The sequence below is a fragment of the Streptomyces violascens genome (genome assembly GCF_014649955.1).
Lineage (GTDB): Bacteria > Actinomycetota > Actinomycetes > Streptomycetales > Streptomycetaceae > Streptomyces > Streptomyces violascens.
This window is the reverse complement of sequence record NZ_BMUA01000001.1, coordinates 706,098-728,626: the sequence shown is the minus strand read 5'-3', so window position 1 is coordinate 728,626 and position 22,529 is coordinate 706,098. Positions and strand designations below refer to the sequence as shown.

Below are 22,529 nucleotides of genomic sequence, written 5' to 3'. Positions count from 1 at the left end.
ACGCGCGTCGTGGGCCTCACGGGAGGAAGAGCATGAAGATCGACTGGGACCGGCGCACCTGTGCGCGCCGCGGCCATGTGACGTACGCGCCGCAGGAGGACGTGCTGCGCGACCGGTTGCGGGCCGACACCGGTCTCGGCGAGGCCTGGCGCTGTCTGCGCTGCGGTGACTTCGCCCTGGGCGCCCCGCACGGTTCCGGCCCGGCCGACGAGGCGCCGCTGGTGCCGCGCGGCAAGGTCCTGCGCGATCTGTTCATCCTGCGCTTCCTGGCCGTCGAGCGGGCCGTGCGCGGCGTCTTCATCGTCCTTGTGGCGCTCGCGGTGTGGAAGTTCAGCAACAGCCAGGACTCGGTGCGCCGGTTCTTCGACGAGTACCTGGACGTGTTCCGGCCGGTCTTCCGCCACTTCCACTACGACCTGGACCACTCGCCGGTCGTCGGCACCATCCAGAAGACCTTCGACTACAAGCACTCCACCCTGCTGATCGTCGCGGTGGCGCTGCTCGTGTACGCGCTGATCGAGATCGTCGAGGGCGTCGGCCTGTGGCGGGCCAAGCGGTGGGCCGAGTACCTCACCGTCGTCGCCACGGCGATGTTCCTGCCCCTGGAGATCTACGAGCTCACCGAGAAGATCAGCTGGGTGAAGATCGCCACTTTGACGATCAACATCCTCGCGGTCCTCTACATCCTGCTCGCCAAGCGCCTGTTCGGCCTGCGGGGCGGGCTCGCCGCGTTCGAGGCGGAGCGCCACAGCGCCTCGCTCATCGAGGTCGAGACGACGGCGGGCGTCGCGGCGCACAGCTGAGGCGTACCGATCTCGCATCCGGTGCAGATACAGCCGGTACAGATACAGACAGCGTGCGGCGGGTCAGCCGCACCGAGCTTCCCTGGGGGATGACAACCATGAACGCACCGCACTCCACGACCGCTTCGAGGACCGGCCGGGGCCCACTGCGCCGCGCCGCCGTGCTGCTCGCCCTGCTGCTGGGCACCGCCCTGGTGGCGGGACCGGTCACGGCCGAGGCCGCGCCCCGGACCACGGTCGTGGCCTCGACGGCCCAACAGGCCGCCTCCGTAGGGGACGTGGCGCGGCCGGACCAGGCGGCGGGGCAGGCAGGCCGTCACACCGTCGCGGGCAAGTCGAGCGTCCTCGTGTCGAAGAGCAGCGAGAAGTCCAAGAAGTCCAGCAAGTCCAAGAAAAAGAAGAGCAGCTTCTTCAAGAAGCTCGGGATCTTCCTGCTGATCCTGGTGATCCTCTTCATCGCGTTCGTCGTGTTCGTGATCTGGTTCATCGTGAGCCGGCTGCGCAGGCGCCGCGACCGGCACTGACAGCTCAGTCGCCGGGCCGTCGACGCATCCGCTGCCCGACCGTTCCGCCGTCGGTCTCCCACCAGGGCCGTACGAGCTCGGTGTCCTCCGGCCGTCCCTCCACCGGGGCGGCCGGAGCCAGTTCCGCGTCCAGGCGGCGGTCGAGCACCACGCGCTGGGCGCGGTCGGCGCGGGACCACTGCACCAGGATCGCCAGCAGGAACGGCAACGACACCAGCTCGGCGATGGTGATCATCGCGCCGCCGCCGATTTGCTGGTCGCGGTGGACGTCGGGTGCCCAGGCGGGTGCGTGATGGAGGTACCAGGCGCCCGCGATCAGGGTGCTGTGGGTCATCACCACGATGCCGGGCACGGCGTCGATCAGGCCGTCGACGAAGACGAGCGCGGCCCGCACCGGGTGGCTGCACCAGGCGGGCAGCGCCTCCTCGCGGGTGAGCACCGGCAGCACGAACAGGCTCCCGGCGAGCAGCAGCTGGAGGTACATCAGCTCGTGCAGCGGGCCGTGCCGCAGCGCGCTCTCGAAGTACGGCGTGAAGTAGATGCACAGCTCGGAGGCGAGCACCAGGACGGTGCTGACCAGCGGGAAGGTGAGGAACCTGACCAGGCGCCCGGTCATCGCGGCCTTCAGGCGCCCTGCCCCGCGCTCGGGCAGCGCGAGCACCCCGAGCCGCAGCGGGTCGCCGAGCGCGAGGCCGAGCGGCGCGACCAGGTCGAGCAGGACGTTCTGCACGGCGGCCGGCCAGAACAGCTCGGTGTCGTACACCGCGAGCGCGGACATCGTGGCGACGGCCAGGCTGCCGAGGCCGAGGAACGCGAAGGCCAGACCGCGGGGCAGCGGCCAGCGCTCGCCCCGGCGGCGCAGCCGCAGCACGCCCCAGCCGTACAGGCCGCCCAGGACGACGATCACAAGGAGCGCCGCCGCGTCCGGCTCCCACACCGACAGCAGCCGCCCCGTCGTCAGCTCGGGCAGGCCGCCCGTCGCCTCGCTCAGCGTCATACCGGACATCCGGCTCGGTCTCCTCACCGGCCCGTGACGTACGACGGGCCGCCCACACGCTAGCCCCGCCGGGCCGGGACCCTCGCACCGGCCCCCGCGTGCTCGGCCGAAGGTAGGGATTCGGCCGAAGAACATGTAGACGTCATAGGTGCCCGAGGCATGTAGTGGAGATCGGCAAGACGGAACCCTTCGCTTGCGAGGTCTACATGACAGGCAGCAACACCAGCGTCAACACGGACCACTCCGCCACCGACACCGGCAGTGTCGCCTTCCCACAGGACCGCAGCTGCCCCTACCACCCGCCCACCGCATATCAGCCGCTGCGCGACGAGCGCCCGCTCGCCCGCGTCCAGCTCTACGACGGCCGCACCGTGTGGATGGTCACCGGGCTCGCCGAGGCGCGCGCCCTGCTCGCCGACCCGCGGCTCTCCTCCAACCGCGAGAACCTGGCCTTCCCGTCGCCGACGGCCCGCTTCGCCGGGATCCGCAGGCGCCGCACGGCACTGCTCGGAATCGACGACCCCGAGCACGCGGCGCAGCGCCGGATGCTCATCCCCAGCTTCACCCTCAAGCGCACCGCCTCGCTGCGGCCGCAGATCCAGCGGACCGTGGACGAACTGCTCGACCGGATGATCGAGCAGGGGCCGCCCGCAGACCTGGTCGGCGCCTTCGCGCTGCCCGTGCCGTCGATGGTCATCTGTGCGCTGCTCGGCGTCCCCTACGAGGACCACGACTTCTTCGAGGACCAGTCCCGCAAGCTCCTGCGCGGGCCGGAGACCGCCGACGTGGAGGCGGCCCGCGACGCGCTGGAGGACTACTTCGTCCGGCTCATCGACCGCAAACAGAAGGAACGCGGCGACGGACTGCTCGACGAACTCATCGAGCAGCGCCTGAACGAAGGGACCCTTGACCACCAGGAACTGGTCGATTTCGCCACCATCCTGCTGGTGGCGGGCCACGAGACCACCGCCAACATGATCTCGCTGGGTACGTTCACACTCCTCCAGCACCCGGACCGGCTGGCCGAGCTGCGCTCCGATGCGGCGCTCATGCCGGCCGCGGTCGAGGAACTCCTGCGCTATCTGTCGATCGCCGACGGGATGCTCAGGGTGGCCCTGGACGACATCGAGATCGACGGCCGGACCATCCGCGCCGACGACGGCGTCGTCTTCTCGACGTCGATCATCAACCGGGACAACGCCAGCTACGAGGCCCCGGACCAGCTGGACTGGCACCGCACCAGCCGCCACCATGTCGCGTTCGGCTTCGGCATCCACCAGTGCCTCGGCCAGAACCTGGCGCGGGCGGAGATGGAGATCGCGCTGCGCTCCCTCTTCGACCGGCTGCCCGGGCTGCGCCTGGCGGTGCCCGCCGACGAGATCCCGTTCAAGCCGGGCGACACCCTCCAGGGCATGGTCGAACTCCCCGTCGCCTGGTAGCGCGACACAAACCGACGGAAAGGAGCCGCACATGCGGATCGGCATCGACAAGGACGTCTGTATCGGCGCGGGACAGTGCGCGCTGACCGCCCCGAGCGTCTTCACCCAGGACGACGACGGGTTCAGCGCCCTGCTGCCCGGCCGCGAGGACGGCGGCGGCGACCCCCTGGTCCGCGAAGCCGCCCGGGCCTGCCCGGTGCAGGCCATCACCCTTCACGACTAGCCGAACATCCGGTTTCGGTCACTCCGAGCCGGTGATCATCCGCTGCACAGCCGGCGCGTACAGATCCGCCAGCTGCTCGGGCGTGGCGCGTTCCCCGGCGCCCGGCCGGTGCAGACTGAGGGTCGCGCCCAGGCCAAGGAGCAGACCGGCGATCAACTCGGCCCTCAACTCGCTGTCCCCGCCGCGCAGTTGACCGGCCAGCCGGGACGTGACCTGCTCGCGGAACCGCTCCCGCAGCAGTGTCCGTTCGTCCACGTTCCCCAGCGAGAACACCGCGCGAAGCAGCGGATCCCCCTGATCCTCGCGCCGCATCCGCACCATCGTCAGGACCATGTGCCGGCCCAGCCCGTCGAGGGGGGCCGCGAACAGCGCGTCGGCTGCGGGCTCGAAGTCCGCGACCGTGTGGAAGAGCCGCTCCTTGCTGCCGAACCGTTTGACGATGAGTGAGGCGCTGACCCCCGCGTCGGCGGCGATCGAACGCATCGTGACCTCCGCGTACGGGCGCAGCGTGAACGCCCGGCGGGCCGCCCGCAGGATCGCGTCCCTGCCCGTCCCGGTGTCGCCGCCGGTGGCCGGCTGCCCCGTCATGCGCTCTCCTCGGCCGTCGTACGTCCCGTCGCTCCCTCGGCACGGTCCGCCCCGACGGTACCGGGGGCGGGGGTGGCGCGGCCCGGCAGGAACAGCGTGGCGACGAGCGCGGAAAGCGCCGCGCCGGCGGCGATCAGGAACACCAGGAGATAGGCGTGCAGCGTCGGTGCGGTGTGCCCGCCGGCCTCGAAGGTGACGTTCGCCAGGACCGCGGCCACCACCGCGCTGCAACAGGCCTGGCCGACCGAGCGCATCAGGGTGTTGAGCCCGTTGGCGGCGCCCGTCTCGCTCACCGGGACCGCGCGCATCACCAGGGCGGGCAGCGCCGAGTACGCGATCGCGGTGCCGCAGGCCACCACCGTGGCCCCCGCGATGATCAGCGGCAGGCTGTGGCTGGTGAAGAACCGCACCCCGTAGCCCACCGTCATGACGGCGGCCGCGAGCGCGAGCGCGGCCTTCGGGCCGTACTTCGCCGAGATCCTGGCCGACACCGGGGACAGCGCCACCATCGCGAGCCCGCCCGGCAGCAGGCAGAGCCCGCTGACCACGATGGACGCGCCGAGCCCGTACCCCGTGGCCTTCGGCTCCTGCACCATCTGCGCGGTGACCAGGGAGTTGGCGTAGAAGGCGAAGCCGATGAGCAGAGCCGCCACATTGGTGAGCAGCACCGCGGGCCGCGCCGAGACCCGCAGGTCGACCAGCGGCGAGCGGGTGCGCAGCTCGTACGCGCCCCACAGCGGCCAGATCACCACGGCCGCGCCGAGCAGCGCGAGGGTGCGCGGCGAGGTCCAGCCCCAGTCGGCGCCCTGGGTGATGGCGAGCAGCACCGCGACCAGCCCCGCCGAGAGGCCGAGCGCGCCCACGGCGTCGAACCGGCCGCGCGAGCGCAGCGGCGACTCCGGCACGCACCACAGGACCAGGGCGATGTCGAGCACGCCGAGCGCGGCAGACGCCCAGAACATGCTGTGCCAGTCGAAGTGCTCGACGACCAGCGCCGCGACCGGCAGTCCCACGGCCGCGCCGATGCCAAGGGTCGAACTCATCAGGGCCACCGACGAGAGCACCTTCGCGGGCGGCAGCTCGTCCCGCATGACGCTGATGCCCAGCGGAATCACCGCGAGCGCCGCCCCCTGCAGGGCGCGGCCCGCGATCAGGACCCCGATGTGCGAGCTCGAAGCGCACATCACCGAGCCCGCCGTGAGCACCCCGAGCGAGACGAGCAGCAGCCGCCGCTTGCCGTACATGTCGCCGGCCCGGCCGAGCACCGGCGTGAAGACCGCCCCGGTGAGCAGCGTGACCGTGACCAGCCAGCTCGCCGCGGCCGGGGTGCTGCCGGTCAGCGCGGGCACATGCGGAAGGAGTGGCACCACCAGCGTCTGCATGACGGCCACGACCACACCGCAGAACGCGAGGACCCCGACGAAGAAGCGGGGGCGCGGCGGGTCGGCGGCCGCGGGTATCGCTGGGGGCATGACTCTCCGTACGACTGGAATGCGGGCAGGGGTGTGCAGGGGTGCACGTCTGTTCACCCCCCAGGGTAAACGCTTGTGCACCCCTGGTGCCCGCCCCTGCGGATTCTCCTCGGGGTCAGTCGTCGGCGCTCCGCTGCCTGCGGTAGTGCCGGGCGGCGCGGGCCCGGTTTCCGCAGGAGGGCTTGCACCACTCCTGGCGGCCGTGGCTCTTGAGGAAGTAGCGCACACAGCGCGGCGCCGTGCAGGCCCGCAGCCGCTCGCGCTCCGGACCGGTCAGGAAGCCGACGCTCGCGCGCGCGAGCGCCGCGAGCAGCCGCTCGCGCGGCGCGGGGTGGGCCGACTGCTGCCGCACCGCGGGAGGGCCCTCGACCTCCCACTCCAGCACGGGAGTCACAGGTTCCAGGGCGGCCGCCGCGTTGATCCGGGACAGGGCCTCGTCGAGGGGGAGCAGCCGCTGCGCGTCGGCGGGGCTCGGCGGTCCCGGGCGCACGGCCCGCGCGAACAGGGCCCGTACGGCCTCGCGCAGCGCGACGAGCGCGAGCCTCAGTTCCTCGTCGGCCTCCCGTGCGAGCCGCTCGGCGTCGAAGACCCCGACGGTGACGTGCTCGGCGAGCACAGGGGCCGCTTCCGCGAGCCAGCGCTTCGTGCCGTCCAGCGTGTCCAAGTCGTCGGCGACCCCGCCGTCCCCGTCGTGGCGAATCGTGCTCGCCAGCTCCAGCGCCAGACCGCGCTCCATGACCGCCCCTTTCCCGGCCGGGTCCGGACCCCTTGATCCCTCCCGTCGCCACACCCTAAGGTCCCTAACGGATACGGCAAAGTTTTCCGTTAGGTCACAGGGGGGCGGAGTGCCGCCCGAGGAGGGGAACCGGACGATGACGTTGTTGCTCGCCCACATCAGCGACCTGCATCTGGACGGCACCGAAAGGTCCGTGGAACGCGCGACCCGTGTCATGGACCACCTGCGGTCCCTGCCGCGGCAGGTCGACGCGGTCCTGGTCACCGGCGACATCGCCGACCACGGCGCCGAGTCCGAGTACGAGGAGGCCGCGCGCATCCTGACCGCGCCCTTCCCGGTCCTGACCTGTCCCGGCAACCACGACGAGCGGGCCGCCTACCGCAAGGCCCTGCTCGGCGAGACGCCCGAGGACGGCCCGGTCAACCGCGTCCACCACGTCGCAGGCTCGGCGATCCTGATGTGCGACGCCTCCGTCCCGGGCCGCGACGACGGCAGGCTGGACGCGGCCACGCTGAAGTGGATCGACGGCACGCTCGCCGCGCTGCCCGGGGACACCCCGGCATTCATCGCCTTCCACCAGCCGCCCGTCGAGGTGCACCACCCGCTGCCCGACAACGCGATGCTCCAGGAGCCCGAGGAACTGGCGGCGCTGATCGCCGCACACCCGCAGGTGGTGGCCGTCCTCACCGGGCACGCCCACACGGCGGTGGCCACCACCTTCGCCGACCGTCCGCTCCTGGTCGGACCCGGTGTCACCTGGACGCTGCGGCTGCCCTGGGAGGGCGACGACCCGGCCGACCGCGGCCAGCCGCCGGGCCTCGCCTTCCACATCCTGGGCGACGACCGACGGCTGACGACGCACTATCGGGTGGTGGTTTAGCCCCGCGCCGCCGGTTCCGGCAGCGGCGTGCCCGCACATGTCGTGTCCTTCGCGGGCAGCGTGCCGTCGAGGAGGTAGTTCTCGACGTAGGCGTCCGCGCACGTGTTGCCGGTCTGGAACTGGCCGTGGTCGCCGTCGTCCACGGTGATCAGGCGGGAGCCCGCAAGCCCGCGATGGGCTCGCAGCGCGCCCTCGTAGTAGGTCGCCGGATCGTGCGTCGAGTTGAGCATCAGGACCGGCGGCAGTCCCTTGCCGGTCACCTTGATGTGCGGCGCCTTCGATCGCGGCCAGTTCGCGCAGACGGCGGCGAACGTCAGCTCCTTCGCCCCGGCGAGGGGGTTGACCCGCGGCGCCTCGGCGCTCTTGTCCACCCAGTACCGGCTGTCGCGCGTCCACGGCGTGTCGCCGCAGGTGACCGCGGCGAAGTCGGCGAAGAAGTTGGCGCCGTAGAAGTGCCGCAGCTGCTCGGCGGCGTTCTTCTTCGCGTCCGCCGGAGCGCTGTCGGGGTGTTCGAGCAGACCCATCAGCGAGGCGAAGTCCCGGAATCTGTCGCCCGCGCTGTACATCGCGTTCGTCGCGGCGGAATCGAGGTGGTTGGGAGTGATCACCGTCCCGTCGAGGTCGAGCGGGCGGTCGTGCAGCGCGGCCCGCAGCCGCTCGTAGGACGCCTTGGCCTCGGCCGGGGTGCGGCCCTGGTGATAGGTGGCGTCGTTCTTCGCCAGCCACGGCAGGAAGTCCTGCTCGAAGCGGCGCTGGAAACTCATCGGCTGCCCGGTCATGAACGACTGCCAGCTGCCGGTGAAGTCGACGTTGCTGTCGAGGACGACCCGCTCGACCCGGCGCGGGAACTCGGTCGCGTAGTACGCCCCGAGGACGGTGGCGTAGGACGGCCCGTAGTAGGACACCTTGTCCACGCCGAGCAGCGACCGGTACAGGTCCATGTCGTGCACGGCCTGGTCGGTGGTGATGTACGGCAGCAGACCGCCCGAATTGCGCTCGCAGTCCGCCACGAAGTCGCGGGCCCTCTCGAAGGTGGCCCGCACCGCCTGCGGCGAACGGTCCCGCAGGTCGCCGCTGTTGAAGAGGCCGTCGACCTTGTCCTGGTCCGAGCAGACCACGTTCGTACTCGCCCCGACCCCGCGCTGGTCGAAGCTGACGACGTCGTACGCGGCCGAAAGCTTCGGGCTGAGCTTGGTGAGTCGGGCCGGGCGTTGGTAGCCCGAGGAGCCGGGTCCGCCCGCCGCCATCATGAGCACGCCCTGCCGCTTGGCCGGGTCGGTCGCCCGGTGCCTGGACACCTGGATGCTGAGGCTCGGCCCGGCATCGGGGTGGTACCAGTCCCGGGGTACGGACATCGTGGCGCACTCCAGCGTGCCGGACACGCACGGCTGCCAGTCGAGCCGCTGAAGCCGGTAGCGGTCGGGCACGGTGCTCTTCGCGGCGGCGCTCGCCACACCGGCCGGCAGGGCCGCCGCGGCGAGCAGCCCGCACGCGGCGGCCGCGGCCCACCGGGCCGGCTTCCTGAACAACTGCATGTGTTTCTCCCCCGTTGGGATCGCTCCCCTTGCGGTGAATGGGTCGTGGAGATCGTCCACCGCCACGGCACCCTGCCGCGATCCAGCCACCACCCGGATCGGGGGTGGCACGGATGCCACCCCCGGGGTGATTCAGGGACCCGGCGGCGGGAACGGCACGGCGCTCAGGACCGGCAGCAGCTCCTCCTCCTCGTAGGCCAGGTGTGCGGTCAACTCCTTTGTCATCGCGTCCAGTTGAGTGCGGAAGCCGAAGGGGTCGGCGGTGCTGAGCGTGTCGATCAGGGCGACGAGGTCACCCTGGATGCGGGCCACCGTCCGGTGCTCCTCGCGCAGCCGCTCCAGGGCGTCGCGCAGCGCGGGACGGTACTGCGCGAGGCCCGGGAACATGTGGTTGTCCTCGGCGGTGTGGTGGAACTCCAGAGCCTGGCAGAACGCCAGGCAGTGCTGGCGCAGTTGGAGGCCGAGCCCCGGCGCCGGGGCGTCGCCCGGGCCCTCGTGAGCGGCCCGCGCCGCGAAGTACGCGTCGGCCTCGGCGGCGACGTGCCGCAGCTGGGTACGCAGCCAGGTGTGCACCTCCATGAGCTTGTCGGCCAGGTTGTTGACCTCGCGCGGCGCCTCGGGTCCGGGCTCCGGACGTTCCAGAACCACGACCGGCAGGGTCCGCTCCGTCGCGGCCTGGTACCCGCCGTAGCCGGGAGCCACGTGCACCACCCGCGCGAACAGCCGCTCGCGGCGCGCCCCTTCGGCGGGAACGGCGATCGCTTCGAACTGCTCGGCGGCGAGTTCCACCCGCACCGTGGGGTGGGCCAGCAGGTTGTGGTACCAGTCGGGGTGGCTCGGCGCGCCGAGGTTGGAGCCGACGACCATCAGGCGGCCGCCGTCCCGGACGTAGCCCAGGGGGACGGTGTGCGGGGCACCGGACTTCGCGCCGGTGGTGGTCAGCAGGAGGGTCACCGCCCTCGAAGGGGCCACCGACCTTTCCGGCGTTGGCCCGGAACTCCTCGATGACGCGCTGGTTGAAGGACAGGGGCATGCGGTGTGGGATCTCCAGACAATCGGGATGTGGGGGTGCTCGCGATGGGCGTGGCAACACCGTCCCCGGTACGCGCGGCGGACGGTCGCCGAAGGGCGGCGGCCGTCACGGAAGGCGGGGCGTAGTGGGTCGTCGCACGGCGGTGCGGGGCACCGCTCGGGACGGGTGGACGGCGTGCGCGCAGGCTGCCGTCAGGCGGGGGATGCGGAGTGTGAACTCATGACACGGTCCCTCGGAAAGGGTGCTCGCCCGACTGCCGGCCGGCCCACTGCTCTTTGACCGGCGTCACGCGACACGCGGGCCATTACAGCCAGCAGCGGCGTACGCTGTCAACCGGCGGCCCGGCACGACTTTGGCCGTCTCAGGCTTCCGCGAGCGTGTTCCAGAACATCGACTCGTACGTCTGGAGCAGCCGTCCGTAGTGCGCCCCGCTGCCGACGCCCTCGCCGTGTTCGTCGTCCGAGCCTGCGGCGACGGCCGCGACGGCCTGCTGTTCGAGCTCGGGGGCCGGGCCCGCGAAGAAGTCGAAGAAGCCGCACGCCTGGTCGGTGAATCCGTAGCGGGTGCGCAGCGCCGCGGACACCCGCGCGCAATAGCCGCCCCACGCCGCGAAGTTGGCGGTGAGCGCGAGGGCCACGCTCGGCGGTTCGCCGTTCAGGGCCAGCCACGCCACATAGGCCGGATAGGCCTGGCAGCCGGCCTTCGGCTCGTACTGGCCGATGGCCTGAGGGGTGAGCCCGCAGGCGCTCTCGTACGCGCCGAGCCGTTCGAGTGCCAGCGTCTCGCCCACGACGAGCGAGCCGAAGAACTCAGCGCACGCCGTGCCCTTGCCCGAGCGTTCGGCCAGGAGCTCGAAGGCGCGCCGGTCGGAGGCGATGATGTGGCGCTGCTCCAGGGCGAGCCCGGCGAGCGCGGACAGCGGCGCGGTCCCGGCCTCGATGAGCGGTACGAGCCGGTTGTCGTCCGCCGCCGGGGCGAGCGCGGCGGACGTCGCCGCGATGATGTCCTTGGCCGTACGCGTCTGACGAGTCATCGGGGACCCTCTTCGCAGGAATGCCGGTGCGGTCCCGACCAGCGTCTCACGCGGCCCCTCCTTCGCGCGCTCACCAGGTGAGGGGGAGTCGGCGAAGCCCGCACACCCGGCTTCCCGTCGTCCAGGTCAGCTCCTCGGCGGGGACGGCGAGCGCGAGCCCCGGCAGGCGTCGTACGACCGCTTCGAGGGCGGTCCGGACCTCCACCCGGGCGAGGTGCGCCCCGAGGCAGAAGTGCGGGCCGTGGCCGAAGGAGAGGTGCTTGTTGCCGGCGCGGCGGATGTCGAGGCGGCCAGGATCGGGGAACCGCACGGGGTCCTGATTGGCGGCCGCCATCGGGGCGAGCACCCCCCGGCCCCGGGCCACCGTGGCGCCCGACGGCAGGGTCACATCGGCCGTCGCCACCCGCAGCAGCGCGCCGTGACCGGGAATCTGCAGGCGCAGGATCTCCTCGACCGCGTCCGGAAGGAGCCCCGGAGCGGCCCGCAGCGCGGCGAGCTCGGCAGGGTTGCGCAGCAGGGTGAGGACGCCGCGCGCGATGACATGGGCGGTGGTCTCGTGACCCGCGACGATGAGCCCGCGCACCATCCGCCCGAGCTCCGCCTCACTGAGCCGGTCGCCCTCGTCGCGCGCCTCGATCAGCGCGTCGACGAGGTCGTGGCCCGGTGCGTGCCGATGGCCGGCCACCAGATCGTCGACGTACGCGCCGAACTCGGCGGCGGCCCGCCGGCGTTCTCCCGCCCCGTCCGGCGTCAGCGAGAGCAGCGTGTCCGACCAGGCCCGGAAGAGCCCGCTGTCCTTGGCCGGTACCCCGAGCAGCCGGCAGATCACCTCGACGGGCAGCGCGAACGCGTACGAGGCAAGGAGGTCGGTGGGCGGGCCCGCCGCCACGATGCCGTCCAGCAGTTCCTCGGCGACGGCCTGAACGTGCGGGCGCCAGGCCTCCGCGCGGCGCGGCGTGAACGCGCCCTGCACGATGCGCCGCAGCCGCGCGTGCTCGGGACCGTCCATGCCGGTCAGCGCGTGCGGATCGTCGCCCAACGCCTCGCCGGGCAACATCCGGGGCGCCCCCGGATAGCGGAGGTTGCGCGAGAAGGAAGCGCCCGCGAGCACCTCGCGGATGTCGTCGTACGCCGTGGCGAGCAGCACCTCGTCGCCGCTGGGCAGCGTGACGGGCCCCAGCGGACACTCCGCGCGCCGCCGCCGGTACTCCTCTGGGCAGCCGCCCAGCGGACCGGGCGGGAAGGGAAACGATCCGCCGGCGTGCGGGGGTTTCAGCGCCTCGGCCATGACTGCGGCTCCTCTCGGCCTGTCGCCCATACCTGTCGGACGGCTGAGCCGAGCATCGCACCTGACATACCGTCACGTCATCGGCCGGGCGCCCAGGAAAGTTGCCCTAGGGAACGATTCAGGCCAGGCGGTCCTCAGGCGGGCACGGAGGCGGACCGGCGCCTTCGGCGGCGGTCCCGGGTTCTGTCGCGCTGCGGCCACAGCAGTACGTATGCCGTGGAGACGACCACGAACGCGAGCCGGATCAGCCCCCGCGCCGCATCGTCCGGCACCACGAACACGCTCCCGTACAGCGTCAGAAGCGCGAGCCAGCTCCACCACGGGACCAGCCGGCGCTGCCCGATCACATCCCAGAGCAGGGTCCCGAGCAGGACCGACGCCGTGTAGTACGTGTAGACGCTGGGGTCCAGGACGATCCGCGCGTTAGCGCCGAGCAGCACCACCGCGGCCCACCGCCCCCGCCACACCGCGATCGCGCCGAGCAGCAGGCCGAGCGCCGCCTGGGCGGGGCGGTCCCAGCCGGGCGTCTCGGCGTCGGCGACCCCGAGCCAGCGCAGCGCGGACGCGGGCTGGTTGGGTATCGCGAAACCGGCGGCCGACATCGAGTGCGGATTGTTGAGGAAGAACGGCGCCCAGGCGACGGCGACCACCGCCGCGCCCCACAGCGCGGCCCGCAGCCACTGGTGGCGCGGCAGCGCGAAGAGCAGCGCGGCGAACGTCACCGCGGTGGGCTTGGAGTCCATCGCGAGCGCGAGCCACACCCCGGTGCCCACCGCGCTGTCGCGGGTCACCGAGCGGACGGCGAGCGCGGTGAAGAACAGCGCGAGCACGTCGTCGAGGTGGCCGAAGCGCACCGACACCTCGATCCACATCGGGATGAAGGCGAGCCCGGCGATGAGCACCCGCTGCCGCAGCCGCTGATGGTTGGTGCCGGTCCCCAGGAAGTACCAGGCGGCGCTGCGCCCGGCGATCACCACGATCACCAGGCCGAGCACCGACATCAGGAGCGCGGCAAGGAACTGGCCGGTCCGCTCGGGGAACGGGTTGAAGAGCCCCGCCGTCAGGAAGCTGACCGGGCCCATCTGGAGCTCGGGGTGGTGGGCGTAGAGGTTGAGGCCGCCGGTGCCGTCACCGGAAGGGCCCTGGAAGATGAGCTGGCCGCCGGCCCGCAGATAGTGCCAGGAGAAGCCGCCGTGGGGCTCCACCACGGCGAACCACAGAGCGGTCCATGCGGAGAGCAGGATCAGATGCATCCTCTGACTGATGGCCGGCACGTGCGTTTCAGCTCCTGTTTCCCTGCCCGTTACGAATGGCGTCCCGTGGAGCACGGGAGGCCCCGGGGAAAGATGTCATGCGGCCCGAGTCCGTTCTCACAGTGGGTCCACATGTGCTCGTTGCCACATCCCGCCGAGCCCGAGCGCTGGGTGCACGGGCCTGGCCGATACCTCTTACTGAGAGATAAAATGGGGGCATGGCTGTCGAAGAGGCCGAGCCGTTCGACGACTCCTTCGCCGATGTGCTCGCCGGTGTCCAGCGGCTCATCCGGCGAAGACTGCGCCGCGGCCTGACCGTGCCCCGGCTGCGCGGCGCCCACATCGAGCTGCTCCGGCTCGTCACCACCCGGCCCGGCATCGGCGTTTCGGCCGCCGCCAAGGAGCTGTACCTCGCGGGCAACTCGGTCTCCACGCTGGTCAATCAGCTGGTGAGGGACGGGTACATGCGGCGCGAGACCGATCCGGGCGACCGCCGCTCGGCCCGGCTGTACGCGACGCCCGCCGCGGTCGAGCGGCTGCGCGACTGGCAGCGGCGCCGCGCCGCGCTCGTACGCGACCAGGTGGCGCGCCTGGACGCGGCCGACCGGGCCGCGCTCGCCGCGGCCCTGCCCGCCCTGCGCCGGCTCGCCGAGAACCTGCATGAGGAAGCGGAGGAGTCATGAGCGACGACGACGCGGTGATGTGCGCGGGCCTTGAGTACGCGTTCGGCGAGACCAGGGCGGTCGACGGGCTCGACCTGTCGGTCACCACGGGCGAGGTCTTCGGCCTGCTCGGCCCGAACGGCGCGGGCAAGACCACCGCGATCCGCTGCATCACCACCCTGCTTCCGGTACCGGCGGGCCGCATACGGGTCTTCGGGCACGACGCGGCCAAGGAGCGGATGGCGGTGCGCAGGCTGCTCGGCTACGTACCGCAGCAGCTGTCGGCCGACGCGGGACTGACCGGGCGCGAGAACGTGGCCCTGTTCGCCCGGGTCTTCGACGTCCCGCGCAGGGAACGCGCCCGCCGCGTCGCGCAGGCCCTGTACGCCGTCGACCTCACGGAGGCCGCCGACCGCATGGCCCGCACCTACTCGGGCGGCATGATCCGCCGTCTCGAACTGGCCCAGGCGCTGGTCAGCGCGCCCCGCCTGCTCATGCTCGACGAGCCGACGATCGGCCTCGACCCGATCGCCCGCACCAGCGTGTGGGAGCACATCAACGCGGTGCGCCGGGCCACCGGCATGACCGTCCTTGTGACCACCCACCACATGGACGAGGCCGACCAGTACTGCGACCGCCTCGCCCTCATGCACCGCGGCAAGATACGTGCCCTGGGCACGCCCCAGGGGTTGAAGTCCGAGCTGCGCGAGCGCCGCGGGCCCGACGATCCGCCGCCCACCCTGGAGGACGTCTTCCGCGATGTCGCAGGCCGTGGGCTCGACAGCGAGGGAGGTGACTTCCGCGATGTCCGCAGCACCCGCCGCACCGCAGCCCGCCTCGGCTGAGCCCCTCGGCACCGCGGGCGCCCTCGATCTGCTCCTCGTCCCGCCGCGGCCCCGCACGGGCTGGCGCGTCCTGCCCGCACGGGCCGGCGCCCTGTGCGCGGTCGAACTGCAAAAGCTCCGGCACGACCGCGCCGAGCTCTACACCCGGGCCGTGCAGCCCGCCCTGTGGCTGCTCATCTTCGGCGAGACCTTCACCCGCATCAAGGCGATCCCGACCGGCGGCATCCCGTACATCGACTATCTGGCGCCCGGCATCATCGCCCAGTCCGCCATGTTCATCGCCATCTTCTACGGGATCATGATCATCTGGGAGCGGGACTCGGGCATCCTCACCAAGCTCCTGGTCACCCCGACCCCGCGCTCCGCGCTGATCACCGGCAAGGCCTTCGCGGCCGGGGTGAAGGCGCTCATCCAGGCGGTCGTGGTGATCGCGATCGCCGCGCTGCTCGGGGTGGCTCTGACCTGGAACCCCCTGAAGCTGATCGGCGTCGGCGTCGCGGTCGTCCTCGGCTCCGCGTTCTTCTCCTGCCTGTCGATGTCGATCGCCGGGATCGTGCTGACCCGCGACCGCCTGATGGGCATCGGCCAGGCCATCACGATGCCGCTGTTCTTCGGCTCCAGCGCCCTGTACCCGGTGTCGATCATGCCGGGCTGGCTCCAGGCCGTCAGCAAGGCCAACCCGCTGAGCTACCAGGTCGACGCCCTGCGCGGCCTGCTGCTCGGCACCCCGACCCATCTCGGCCTCGACTACGGGGTGCTGCTGCTCGCGGCCGCCCTCGGCATCCTGGCCGCCTCCTCGCTGCTCGGCAGACTGGCCCGCTGAGCCGGCTGCCGTCATGATCGCTATGACCGAGGACGAAGCACCCTCGGGCCCCTTCGACTTCGTGCACGCGCGCCTGGTCCTGGTCCATGTGAAGGACCGGGACCGGGCGCTGCGTGCCATGCTCGGCGCGCAGCGCCCCGGCGGGAGGCGGGCTCAGGCCGCCGTGTCGTACGTGTAGTAACGGGTGTGGTCGAGGAGATCCGCCGGGGTCACGTTGTTCCACGGCCGCATCGTGTCGTGCAGGTCCACCACGTCCCGCGTCCCCGCCGTCGGCAGATAGGGCGAGCCCGGGTGCATGGCCTGCCACTGCGACCAGAGCTTGTCCACGAAGGCGTGGTGCATCCAGAACACCGGGTCGTTGGGCGAGGCCCCCGTCCCCATCTGCCCGCCGACCCACACATGGACGCGGTTGTGCAGATTGACCCCGCGCCAGCCTTCGAGGTGGTTGCGGAAGCCGTCGGACGCGCTGTTCCACGGCGCCATGTCGTACGTCGTCATGGCAAGGACGCTGTCGACCTCGGCCCGGGTCGGCAGCTGGGCGACGCCTGCGCCGAGCGCCCGGCGCAGGTAAGTGCGGCCGTCCACACGGACGTTGAGGGGCCAGCCGCCCGCGCTCTGGGCGAACGGCCCGTCCATCACCTGGCCGTCCCGGCTGCGCCCGGTGCCGCCGAGGAAGTCGGCCGCCCACAGCGAGGAACTCGGGGTGCGGTCGACCGTCCAGTCCCAGTACGGCACCGTGACCGAAGGGTCGACCGACTGCAGGGCCTGCTCGAACTCGATGAGGAATCTGCGGTGCCAGGGCAGGAACGACGGAGAACGGTGGCCGACCCGGTCACCCGTGTCGGTGTCGCTCATGATGAAGGCGTTGTGCGTGGTGACGAAGGCGTCGTACTTCCCGTTGCGCTTCAGCTGAAGCAGCGCGTCGACGAGGCGGCGCTTCTCGGTGGCGGTGAGGTGCGCCTGATTCTTGCGAACGGCCATGGCTGTGCTCCTGGTTGGGCTGGGGTGCGGATGGGCGCGTGAACGGGGCAGGTCTCGTGGGACTTGCCGCCTCGGCTCAGGCGAGCGGGACGAGGGCGGCGCCCTGGAGCTCCACCACGGCGGCGCGCGCTACCGCGCGAGGCGTGGCAAACGGCTCGTAGTGGTTCACGACGCTGATCCAGGTCCCGTCGGCGTTCTGCATCACGTGCAGTTCCTGGCCGTCTATCCGCACGGCGTACCCGCCGCCGTGGTGCATGTGCCCGGCGCCGGGCACGCCCTGTATCCGGCGCCCCTGGAACACCTCGTCGAAGGCCTCGGGCGCGCCGTGCCCCTCATGGCCGGTCTTCGCCGGACTCGTGGAGGCGTGTGCGGTGCCGGCCAGGGCGAGCCCGGCGAGGGTTCCGGCGGTGACGCCGATGGCCTGGCGGCGGGTGGGCCGGGACGGTCGGGACGGTCGAGACATAGGAATCCCCATGGATGCGTGGTGGGTTGGCAAGTGGTTCAGTGCCATCCCTACCGGCCAGGTCCACGGATCAAGAAGTCCGGCCGTATTGGTTGGCCGCTATGCGGACATGTCCCGATTCGAAGTGCAGTGTTCAACAAGGGGGTTCTTGCTGAACACCGGTCACCAGGCCGCCGATCGTGAAGATTCTTCCTGGAATATGCCAAGTCTGTGAAAATCTTGTTGCTTTGATGCTCAGGGTGTGGCTGCCCTCACGCGTGGAAGGTGACCGAAAAGGGCCCGCCCGTGTCCGGTCGTCCGAACCGGCCACGGGCGGTCACCGCCGGGCGAGGGCTGCCGCCCCCGTCCGTGCGGGTTCCGTCAGCCCACCCCGCGGGGCAGGGCCAGCGACTGGACCTGGGGAAGAGAGGCCCAGTCGTTGGAGGCGACGCTGGCGTGGGCGGCGGCGAGCCGGGCGACCCGTGCCTGGGCGTCCGCCGGTGACGGGTTCTTGTCGTCGAGGGCCGGGGCGACGTTCTGGGCGTCGGTCATGACGAGGAAGTAGTGGTGCGCGTCGTACCAGTTGGTGTCGATCGAACCGTTCGTATACGTCGCCGCATCACCGTCGAAGACCACGAACCACGGACGGATCGAGGCATCGGCGTAGCGTGAACGGGGGTCGCCCGCCTGGGCGTTGTGGACCGCGGGGAAGATCTGAGCCTGCCCCGTACGCCCCGCCGCGGCCAGGTCCCGCAGGTAGCGGGCGTACTCGACGTCCGTCCACAGGCTGTCGGTGGGGTTGCCCTCCTCGACCGTGCCCGGGATGACTTCGAGCATCACCTTGCCCGCGAGTGCCTGGCGGGTCGGCCAGTTGCCCGCGCCGGCGGCCTCGTCGAGCGTGGCGTACTGGCCGCCGCCCGGCTTGGCGAGCAGGTCCGCCGGGCGGAACACCGCCGAGCCGAGGTGGTCGCTGATCGCCTTGTCGAGCTTGGCGGGGCTCATGCCGTACGTGGCCTGGAAGCCCGCCTTCATCTCCAGCTTGATGACCAGCGGTGGGTGCCCGGGGTGGGCCGCCAGCCAGACCCGTACGTCGTCCAGGCAGCTCTCCAGGTTCTTGTTGGCGCCGCCGGTGTAGAGCTGGGCGGGGGTGGCGGCGTTCACGCAGTTGTTGCTGTTGCCCAGCGGGTTGGAGTGGCTGACTTTCCACTCCTTGGTGATGAAGTCGTCCCACACATCGAGCTCGATCATCGACGTGCCGGTGTCCAGGGCCTGTGCCAAGTAGGGGAAGGCGGCCGGGTCGTAGGTGTTGTGCAGGCCGGAGACGGTGGCCCCGGACAGCGGCAGGGTCTCGGGCCCCGCCGCGGAAGCGCTGTCGCCGGCGCCCGCCGTTGCGAGGGCGAGGCAGGCGGCGAGCGCGACGGGCAGGGCTGTCCGCAGCCGGGGCGTGAATCGTCTGGGCCGGGGATCCGACACGGGTCCTCCTAGTGGGGGTGACTCTCCGTCAGGACAGTGCCATCGTCGGGTGAATCGACGAAGACATGTCAAGTAACATGAGTTGGATTCCTCCTGTCACCCCTTGCGGCAGCTCCGGCCGCGCGGAGGCCGGACCCCCGCCTCCGGTGCGGCCGCCTAGAAGTTGAACACGGCCTCCGAACCGGCCGCCTTCATACAGGAGTTGCCGTAGGTCTGCACGTGGCTGACCCGCTTGCCGTTCCAGATGCCTTCCGCACGTACGGTGACCGGGTTCCACAGCTTGGTACAGATGCGCGGGGCGCCGCTCGCGGAGAGGGCGGTGAAGTCGCCCTGTGCGCGCCTGAGTTCGGCACAGGCCGCGGCCGGGGCGGGGTGCGTGCCCGACGGCGTCGGGGCGCAGCTGAGGGTGACCGCACGCTGGACGGAGGCGCCCTCGTCGCCAGTCCCGGGCTCGACGCTGATCACGAGCGCGGACGGCGCGTACAGGCTCATCGGCTTCATGGCGTCGGCCGGGGCCGCCGTCGCGCTGCCGAGTCCGGTACCGACAAGTCCGTTGGCCAGCAAGGCGACGGCGACGGCACTGACTGCTGCGATCTTCCGCATTTCGAACACTCCTTGGGGTTGGTTTCCGAAGAACGAACAGGAGTCTCTCTCGCGGCGGAGAGCTCCGCGCAACACACCGGAAACATTCGGTCACGCGAAGTAACCTGATGGAGCCGCGTCCATGCAGGACATCGCACGTGTGTGCAGGTCGCCGAGCCCGCCAACGTCGGCCAAAAGAAAGGCCTGTTGGGGGATCCGTGGTCGATTTCAAGGCATCGGCAGGGCTGATTCTGGGAATCTTAGGCTGAATTGTGGGCTGGTCAGAGTGTCACTCTGTGCTGGGCGGGTGGGGAGCGGCGGCAAGGGCACCCTCTAGGATCCCGGGCATGGAGCTTCGGCAGCTGCGGTACTTCGTCGCGGTGGTGGAGGAGGCCAACTTCACCCGGGCCGCCGCCCGTCTGCATGTGGCGCAACCCGGAATCAGCGCGCAGATCCGGCAGTTGGAGCGGGAGCTCGGCCAGCCCCTGCTCGACCGCACCGGCGGTTCGGTCACCACCACCGAGGTGGGCGAGGCGGTACTGCCGTACGCGCGGGCCGCGCTCGCCGCCGTCGACGCGGTGCGGCACACCGTGGACGAGTTCACCGGTCTGCTGCGCGGCCACGTCACCCTCGGTGTGGTCTCCGGCGCCGCCACCGAGGAGTTCGACGTGGCGGTCCTCCTGGCCGACTTCCACGACGCCCATCCCGACGTCGAGATCACGCTCACCGAGGACACCTCCGAGCGGATGCTCGCCGCGCTGCTCGCGGGGCGGCTCGACATCGCCCTGGTCGGGATCGCGCAGGACGCGCTCCCGCCCGGCGTCGCACTCGACGTCGTCGTCGACGAGCCCCTGGTGGCCGCCGTCGCCCCGGGCGACCCGCTCCTCGCACCCGGCCGAGGGGAGGTCCGCCTCGCCGACCTGGCGGGCCGCCCCCTCATCAGCCTGCCGCGCGGCACTGGCCTTCGCGCGGTCCTCGACCGGGCCTGCGCCGACGCCGGAATCCAGCCGCGCATCGCCTTCGAGGCAGCCTCCCCGCAGCTCCTGGCCCGCCTCGCCGTACGCGGCCTCGGGGTCGCCGTACTTCCCGCCCCGCCGCCCGGCGCGGAGTTCGCCGCGGGCCTGCGGACCCTGCGCATCGTCGAGCCGGAGCCGCGCGGCCGGATCGCCCTGGCCTGGCGCACCCGGGGCCCGGCGGGACCCGCGGGCCGGGCCCTGCTGGCCCGGCTGCGCAGCGCGCTCGTCGGGCCCGGCCCGCCCTGAGGGAAGCGCGGTGAGGGCTCACCGCGTCCTGCGCTCCGCGCGACGCCTGACCGTGCGGCGGCGCATCACCACGAGAAACGTTCCGACGACGGCGAGGCCTCCGGCCACGGAGCCCGTCACCGGCCAGGCCCACTCGTCGTCCGCCCCGCTGGTCGGCTTCGCCGCCGCCGCATGCGTGATCTGTGCCTGACGCCGGGCCGACTTGGCGGGCCGTACGGGTTCCAGCGTGCCCACCGCGTCGACGCTGTCCCATGCCTTGAAGCCCCAGTCGAGCAGGGTGCGGGCCTCCTCGTAGACCGTGAATCCGCCGCCGGCCTGCGGATTCATGACGGTCACCAGCAAGGTGCGCTCGCCCTGCCTGGCGGCGGCGATCAAGGTGTTGCCCGCGTGGGACGTGTAGCCGTTCTTGACCCCGATGATCCCCGGGTACCGCGCGATCCCGTCGGCGCCGGACAGCAGCCGGTTGGTGTTCACGATGCCGTACGAGCCGCCCTCGCCCGGGAACTGCGCCGACGCCGTCGAGCAGTACTCGGCGAAGTCCGGCCGGGCCAGACCCGCCCGGGCGAACACCGCCAGGTCGAACGCCGAGGACACCTGGCCCGGGCTGTCGTAGCCGTCCGGCGAGACGACCTCGGTGTCCAGGGCGCCGAGCCGCCGGGCCTGGGCCTGCATCTGGGTCGCCGTCTCCTCCCAGCCGCCGTTCAGCGCGGCCAGCACGTGCACGGCATCGTTGCCCGAGCTGAGGAAGACCCCGCGCCACAGGTCGGACACCTGGTAGGTGTGCCCGGGCTCGATGCCCACCAGGCTGCTGCCCGGACCGATGCCCGCGAGGTCCTGGTCGGAGACCGTGTGCCGGTCCTCGGCGCGCAGATGGGGGAGCGCGGTGACCGCGAACAGCGTCTTGAGGGTGCTGGCCGGCGGCAGCTTGCGATGGGCGTCCCGGGCGGCGAGGACCTTCCCCGTGCGGGCGTCCGCGACCACGTACGACAGGGCGGAGACGTCACTCGGAAGGGCGGGTGCGTCCCGCCGCGGGCGTACGTGCTCGCCCGTGGGCGGCCCCGGCAGGGGAGTGGAGGCGGAGCTGACGGGTGTCGGAGCGAGGCAGCACAGACCGATGGCGGCAGTGGCGGTGAGCGCAGCCATGGAGCGGAATCCGGATCTGATGACCATTGCGCCACCGTAGGAACAGAACGGACGTCACGCAGGTCGGCTTGTGCCGTCCGGCCTACACGGCGGGCAGCCGGCGGCCTCCCGGACGCCGTCGGCCGAGGCCGGGCCGCTGCGGGCCTGCGGCAGCAGGGGTTCGTGCTCGGCGGGGTGGAGCCCGTGGGGCGGGTCCGGTGAGGCGCTGTCCGCCAGGGTCTCGGTCTGCTCCCGCCAGTGCTGGGCGTCGTGCGGCTCGCCGTACCGCAGAGGGTGCGGATACAGGCGGTGCGCCGCGGCGGGGGAGCCGGCGCCGGCCGCGAACTGCCACCAGAACCGGGCGGCTTCCGCCCGGTCGGTGAGGTGCGGCAGACAGGCGAAGGCCGGCGCTCCGTACGGCTCGATCGCCGTGCCGTCGTCCACGCATATGCCGCGCTGTGCGCCCCTTGTGGCCGGTTCTGTTCGCCGGGGCCTGTTTCCTTTGTTCAAGGAACAGCAATGGTCTAGTCCAA

At 71.6% G+C, this 22,529-nt stretch carries 23 protein-coding genes and 2 pseudogenes; 10 read left to right on the top strand and 15 right to left on the bottom strand.

Annotation, left to right across the window (positions count from 1 at the left end):
- Positions 1-32 precede the first annotated feature (32 nt).
- Positions 33-803 carry a DUF2127 domain-containing protein gene (locus tag IE206_RS03410; RefSeq protein WP_189960359.1) on the top strand — a complete coding sequence of 257 codons (771 nt, stop codon included), beginning with the start codon at positions 33-35 and terminating at the stop codon, positions 801-803.
- 98 nt (positions 804-901) lie between these two features.
- On the top strand, positions 902-1,327 hold the full coding sequence (locus IE206_RS03405; RefSeq protein WP_189960358.1) for a hypothetical protein: 426 nt from the start codon (positions 902-904) through the stop codon (positions 1,325-1,327).
- Between the two features lie 4 nt (positions 1,328-1,331).
- Here IE206_RS03405 and IE206_RS03400 read toward each other — a convergent pair whose 3' ends face one another.
- On the bottom strand, positions 1,332-2,333 hold the full coding sequence (locus IE206_RS03400) for a cytochrome c oxidase assembly protein (RefSeq protein ID WP_373300853.1): 1,002 nt from the start codon (positions 2,331-2,333) through the stop codon (positions 1,332-1,334).
- Positions 2,334-2,530: 197 nt separating this feature from the next.
- Here IE206_RS03400 and IE206_RS03395 point away from each other — a divergent pair, with 197 nt between their 5' ends.
- On the top strand, positions 2,531-3,763 hold the full coding sequence (locus IE206_RS03395; RefSeq protein WP_189960357.1) for a cytochrome P450: 1,233 nt from the start codon (positions 2,531-2,533) through the stop codon (positions 3,761-3,763).
- Between the two features lie 31 nt (positions 3,764-3,794).
- A complete protein-coding gene (locus IE206_RS03390) occupies positions 3,795-3,986 on the top strand; it encodes a ferredoxin (RefSeq protein ID WP_189960356.1) in 192 nt (63 codons plus the stop codon).
- An 18-nt stretch (positions 3,987-4,004) separates the two neighbouring features.
- Here the strand turns inward: IE206_RS03390 and IE206_RS03385 are convergent, their stop codons facing one another.
- The 3 genes from IE206_RS03385 to IE206_RS03375 form a co-directional block, all read right to left on the bottom strand.
- Positions 4,005-4,574 carry a TetR/AcrR family transcriptional regulator gene (locus tag IE206_RS03385; protein ID WP_189960355.1) on the bottom strand — a complete coding sequence of 190 codons (570 nt, stop codon included), beginning with the start codon at positions 4,572-4,574 and terminating at the stop codon, positions 4,005-4,007.
- Complete coding sequence (locus tag IE206_RS03380; protein ID WP_189960354.1) at positions 4,571-6,046, bottom strand: MFS transporter; 1,476 nt, start codon at positions 6,044-6,046, stop codon at positions 4,571-4,573. The genes IE206_RS03385 and IE206_RS03380 overlap by 4 nt, the downstream gene beginning before the upstream one ends.
- Positions 6,047-6,161: 115 nt before the next feature.
- Positions 6,162-6,782, bottom strand: coding sequence for a CGNR zinc finger domain-containing protein (locus tag IE206_RS03375; protein WP_189960353.1), 621 nt, complete (start codon positions 6,780-6,782; stop codon positions 6,162-6,164).
- A gap of 136 nt (positions 6,783-6,918) precedes the next feature.
- Between IE206_RS03375 and IE206_RS03370 the strand changes: the two genes are divergently transcribed.
- On the top strand, positions 6,919-7,662 hold the full coding sequence (locus IE206_RS03370) for a metallophosphoesterase (RefSeq protein WP_189960352.1): 744 nt from the start codon (positions 6,919-6,921) through the stop codon (positions 7,660-7,662).
- On the opposite strand, the gene IE206_RS03365 is transcribed toward IE206_RS03370, so the two are convergent.
- From IE206_RS03365 to IE206_RS03345, 5 genes and pseudogenes are all read right to left on the bottom strand, one after another.
- On the bottom strand, positions 7,659-9,197 hold the full coding sequence (locus tag IE206_RS03365) for an alpha/beta hydrolase (protein ID WP_189960351.1): 1,539 nt from the start codon (positions 9,195-9,197) through the stop codon (positions 7,659-7,661). The two genes, IE206_RS03370 and IE206_RS03365, sit on opposite strands and share 4 nt — an antisense overlap.
- A gap of 132 nt (positions 9,198-9,329) precedes the next feature.
- Positions 9,330-10,230, bottom strand: a pseudogene (locus IE206_RS03360) (nitroreductase/quinone reductase family protein).
- 361 nt (positions 10,231-10,591) lie between these two features.
- Positions 10,592-11,263: a TenA family protein gene (locus tag IE206_RS03355; protein WP_189960350.1), complete on the bottom strand. Its 672-nt coding sequence runs from the start codon at positions 11,261-11,263 to the stop codon at positions 10,592-10,594.
- Between the two features lie 70 nt (positions 11,264-11,333).
- Positions 11,334-12,551, bottom strand: coding sequence for a cytochrome P450 (locus IE206_RS03350; RefSeq protein ID WP_189960349.1), 1,218 nt, complete (start codon positions 12,549-12,551; stop codon positions 11,334-11,336).
- 134 nt (positions 12,552-12,685) lie between these two features.
- A complete protein-coding gene (locus IE206_RS03345; RefSeq protein ID WP_189960774.1) occupies positions 12,686-13,804 on the bottom strand; it encodes a hypothetical protein in 1,119 nt (372 codons plus the stop codon).
- Positions 13,805-14,022: 218 nt separating this feature from the next.
- On the opposite strand from IE206_RS03345, the gene IE206_RS03340 reads away from it, so the two are divergent.
- From IE206_RS03340 to IE206_RS03325, 4 genes and pseudogenes are all read left to right on the top strand, one after another.
- Positions 14,023-14,487 (top strand): MarR family winged helix-turn-helix transcriptional regulator, encoded by a 465-nt coding sequence (locus tag IE206_RS03340; RefSeq protein WP_189960348.1) that lies wholly within the window; start codon positions 14,023-14,025, stop codon positions 14,485-14,487.
- A complete protein-coding gene (locus tag IE206_RS03335; protein ID WP_189960347.1) occupies positions 14,484-15,311 on the top strand; it encodes an ATP-binding cassette domain-containing protein in 828 nt (275 codons plus the stop codon). The genes IE206_RS03340 and IE206_RS03335 overlap by 4 nt, the downstream gene beginning before the upstream one ends.
- Entirely contained in the window at positions 15,271-16,134 is an 864-nt protein-coding gene (locus IE206_RS03330) for an ABC transporter permease (protein ID WP_189960346.1), read from the top strand. The genes IE206_RS03335 and IE206_RS03330 overlap by 41 nt, the downstream gene beginning before the upstream one ends.
- A 31-nt stretch (positions 16,135-16,165) precedes the next feature.
- Positions 16,166-16,282: pseudogene (locus IE206_RS03325) on the top strand (methyltransferase domain-containing protein); the annotation flags it as partial.
- 5 nt (positions 16,283-16,287) lie between these two features.
- On the opposite strand, the gene melC2 reads toward IE206_RS03325, so the two are convergent.
- From melC2 to IE206_RS03305, 4 genes are all read right to left on the bottom strand, one after another.
- Positions 16,288-17,115, bottom strand: coding sequence for a tyrosinase MelC2 (melC2, locus tag IE206_RS03320; RefSeq protein ID WP_189960345.1), 828 nt, complete (start codon positions 17,113-17,115; stop codon positions 16,288-16,290).
- A gap of 76 nt (positions 17,116-17,191) precedes the next feature.
- Positions 17,192-17,578 carry an apotyrosinase chaperone MelC1 gene (gene melC1, locus IE206_RS03315; RefSeq protein WP_189960344.1) on the bottom strand — a complete coding sequence of 129 codons (387 nt, stop codon included), beginning with the start codon at positions 17,576-17,578 and terminating at the stop codon, positions 17,192-17,194.
- Between the two features lie 360 nt (positions 17,579-17,938).
- Positions 17,939-19,030 (bottom strand): phosphatidylinositol-specific phospholipase C domain-containing protein, encoded by a 1,092-nt coding sequence (locus IE206_RS03310; protein WP_226598688.1) that lies wholly within the window; start codon positions 19,028-19,030, stop codon positions 17,939-17,941.
- Positions 19,031-19,186: 156 nt separating this feature from the next.
- Positions 19,187-19,633, bottom strand: coding sequence for a subtilase-type protease inhibitor (locus tag IE206_RS03305; RefSeq protein ID WP_189960343.1), 447 nt, complete (start codon positions 19,631-19,633; stop codon positions 19,187-19,189).
- 326 nt (positions 19,634-19,959) lie between these two features.
- On the opposite strand from IE206_RS03305, the gene IE206_RS03300 reads away from it, so the two are divergent.
- On the top strand, positions 19,960-20,874 hold the full coding sequence (locus IE206_RS03300; RefSeq protein WP_189960342.1) for a LysR family transcriptional regulator: 915 nt from the start codon (positions 19,960-19,962) through the stop codon (positions 20,872-20,874).
- An 18-nt stretch (positions 20,875-20,892) separates the two neighbouring features.
- Here IE206_RS03300 and IE206_RS03295 read toward each other — a convergent pair whose 3' ends face one another.
- On the bottom strand, positions 20,893-22,044 hold the full coding sequence (locus IE206_RS03295) for a D-alanyl-D-alanine carboxypeptidase family protein (RefSeq protein ID WP_189960341.1): 1,152 nt from the start codon (positions 22,042-22,044) through the stop codon (positions 20,893-20,895).
- A 27-nt stretch (positions 22,045-22,071) separates the two neighbouring features.
- Positions 22,072-22,440 carry a hypothetical protein gene (locus IE206_RS03290; protein ID WP_189960340.1) on the bottom strand — a complete coding sequence of 123 codons (369 nt, stop codon included), beginning with the start codon at positions 22,438-22,440 and terminating at the stop codon, positions 22,072-22,074.
- Between the last annotated feature and the right edge of the window lie 89 nt (positions 22,441-22,529).

Coding starts and splice junctions, on each gene's coding strand:
- IE206_RS03410 (WP_189960359.1), top strand. CDS start 33: ATGAAGATCGACTGGGACCGGCGCACCTGTGCGCGCCGCGGCCATGTG.
- IE206_RS03405 (WP_189960358.1), top strand. CDS start 902: ATGAACGCACCGCACTCCACGACCGCTTCGAGGACCGGCCGGGGCCCA.
- IE206_RS03400 (WP_373300853.1), bottom strand. CDS start 2,333: ATGTCCGGTATGACGCTGAGCGAGGCGACGGGCGGCCTGCCCGAGCTG.
- IE206_RS03395 (WP_189960357.1), top strand. CDS start 2,531: ATGACAGGCAGCAACACCAGCGTCAACACGGACCACTCCGCCACCGAC.
- IE206_RS03390 (WP_189960356.1), top strand. CDS start 3,795: ATGCGGATCGGCATCGACAAGGACGTCTGTATCGGCGCGGGACAGTGC.
- IE206_RS03385 (WP_189960355.1), bottom strand. CDS start 4,574: ATGACGGGGCAGCCGGCCACCGGCGGCGACACCGGGACGGGCAGGGAC.
- IE206_RS03380 (WP_189960354.1), bottom strand. CDS start 6,046: ATGCCCCCAGCGATACCCGCGGCCGCCGACCCGCCGCGCCCCCGCTTC.
- IE206_RS03375 (WP_189960353.1), bottom strand. CDS start 6,782: ATGGAGCGCGGTCTGGCGCTGGAGCTGGCGAGCACGATTCGCCACGAC.
- IE206_RS03370 (WP_189960352.1), top strand. CDS start 6,919: ATGACGTTGTTGCTCGCCCACATCAGCGACCTGCATCTGGACGGCACC.
- IE206_RS03365 (WP_189960351.1), bottom strand. CDS start 9,197: ATGCAGTTGTTCAGGAAGCCGGCCCGGTGGGCCGCGGCCGCCGCGTGC.
- IE206_RS03355 (WP_189960350.1), bottom strand. CDS start 11,263: ATGACTCGTCAGACGCGTACGGCCAAGGACATCATCGCGGCGACGTCC.
- IE206_RS03350 (WP_189960349.1), bottom strand. CDS start 12,551: ATGGCCGAGGCGCTGAAACCCCCGCACGCCGGCGGATCGTTTCCCTTC.
- IE206_RS03345 (WP_189960774.1), bottom strand. CDS start 13,804: ATGCATCTGATCCTGCTCTCCGCATGGACCGCTCTGTGGTTCGCCGTG.
- IE206_RS03340 (WP_189960348.1), top strand. CDS start 14,023: ATGGCTGTCGAAGAGGCCGAGCCGTTCGACGACTCCTTCGCCGATGTG.
- IE206_RS03335 (WP_189960347.1), top strand. CDS start 14,484: ATGAGCGACGACGACGCGGTGATGTGCGCGGGCCTTGAGTACGCGTTC.
- IE206_RS03330 (WP_189960346.1), top strand. CDS start 15,271: ATGTCCGCAGCACCCGCCGCACCGCAGCCCGCCTCGGCTGAGCCCCTC.
- melC2 (WP_189960345.1), bottom strand. CDS start 17,115: ATGGCCGTTCGCAAGAATCAGGCGCACCTCACCGCCACCGAGAAGCGC.
- melC1 (WP_189960344.1), bottom strand. CDS start 17,578: ATGTCTCGACCGTCCCGACCGTCCCGGCCCACCCGCCGCCAGGCCATC.
- IE206_RS03305 (WP_189960343.1), bottom strand. CDS start 19,633: ATGCGGAAGATCGCAGCAGTCAGTGCCGTCGCCGTCGCCTTGCTGGCC.
- IE206_RS03300 (WP_189960342.1), top strand. CDS start 19,960: ATGGAGCTTCGGCAGCTGCGGTACTTCGTCGCGGTGGTGGAGGAGGCC.
- IE206_RS03295 (WP_189960341.1), bottom strand. CDS start 22,044: ATGGTCATCAGATCCGGATTCCGCTCCATGGCTGCGCTCACCGCCACT.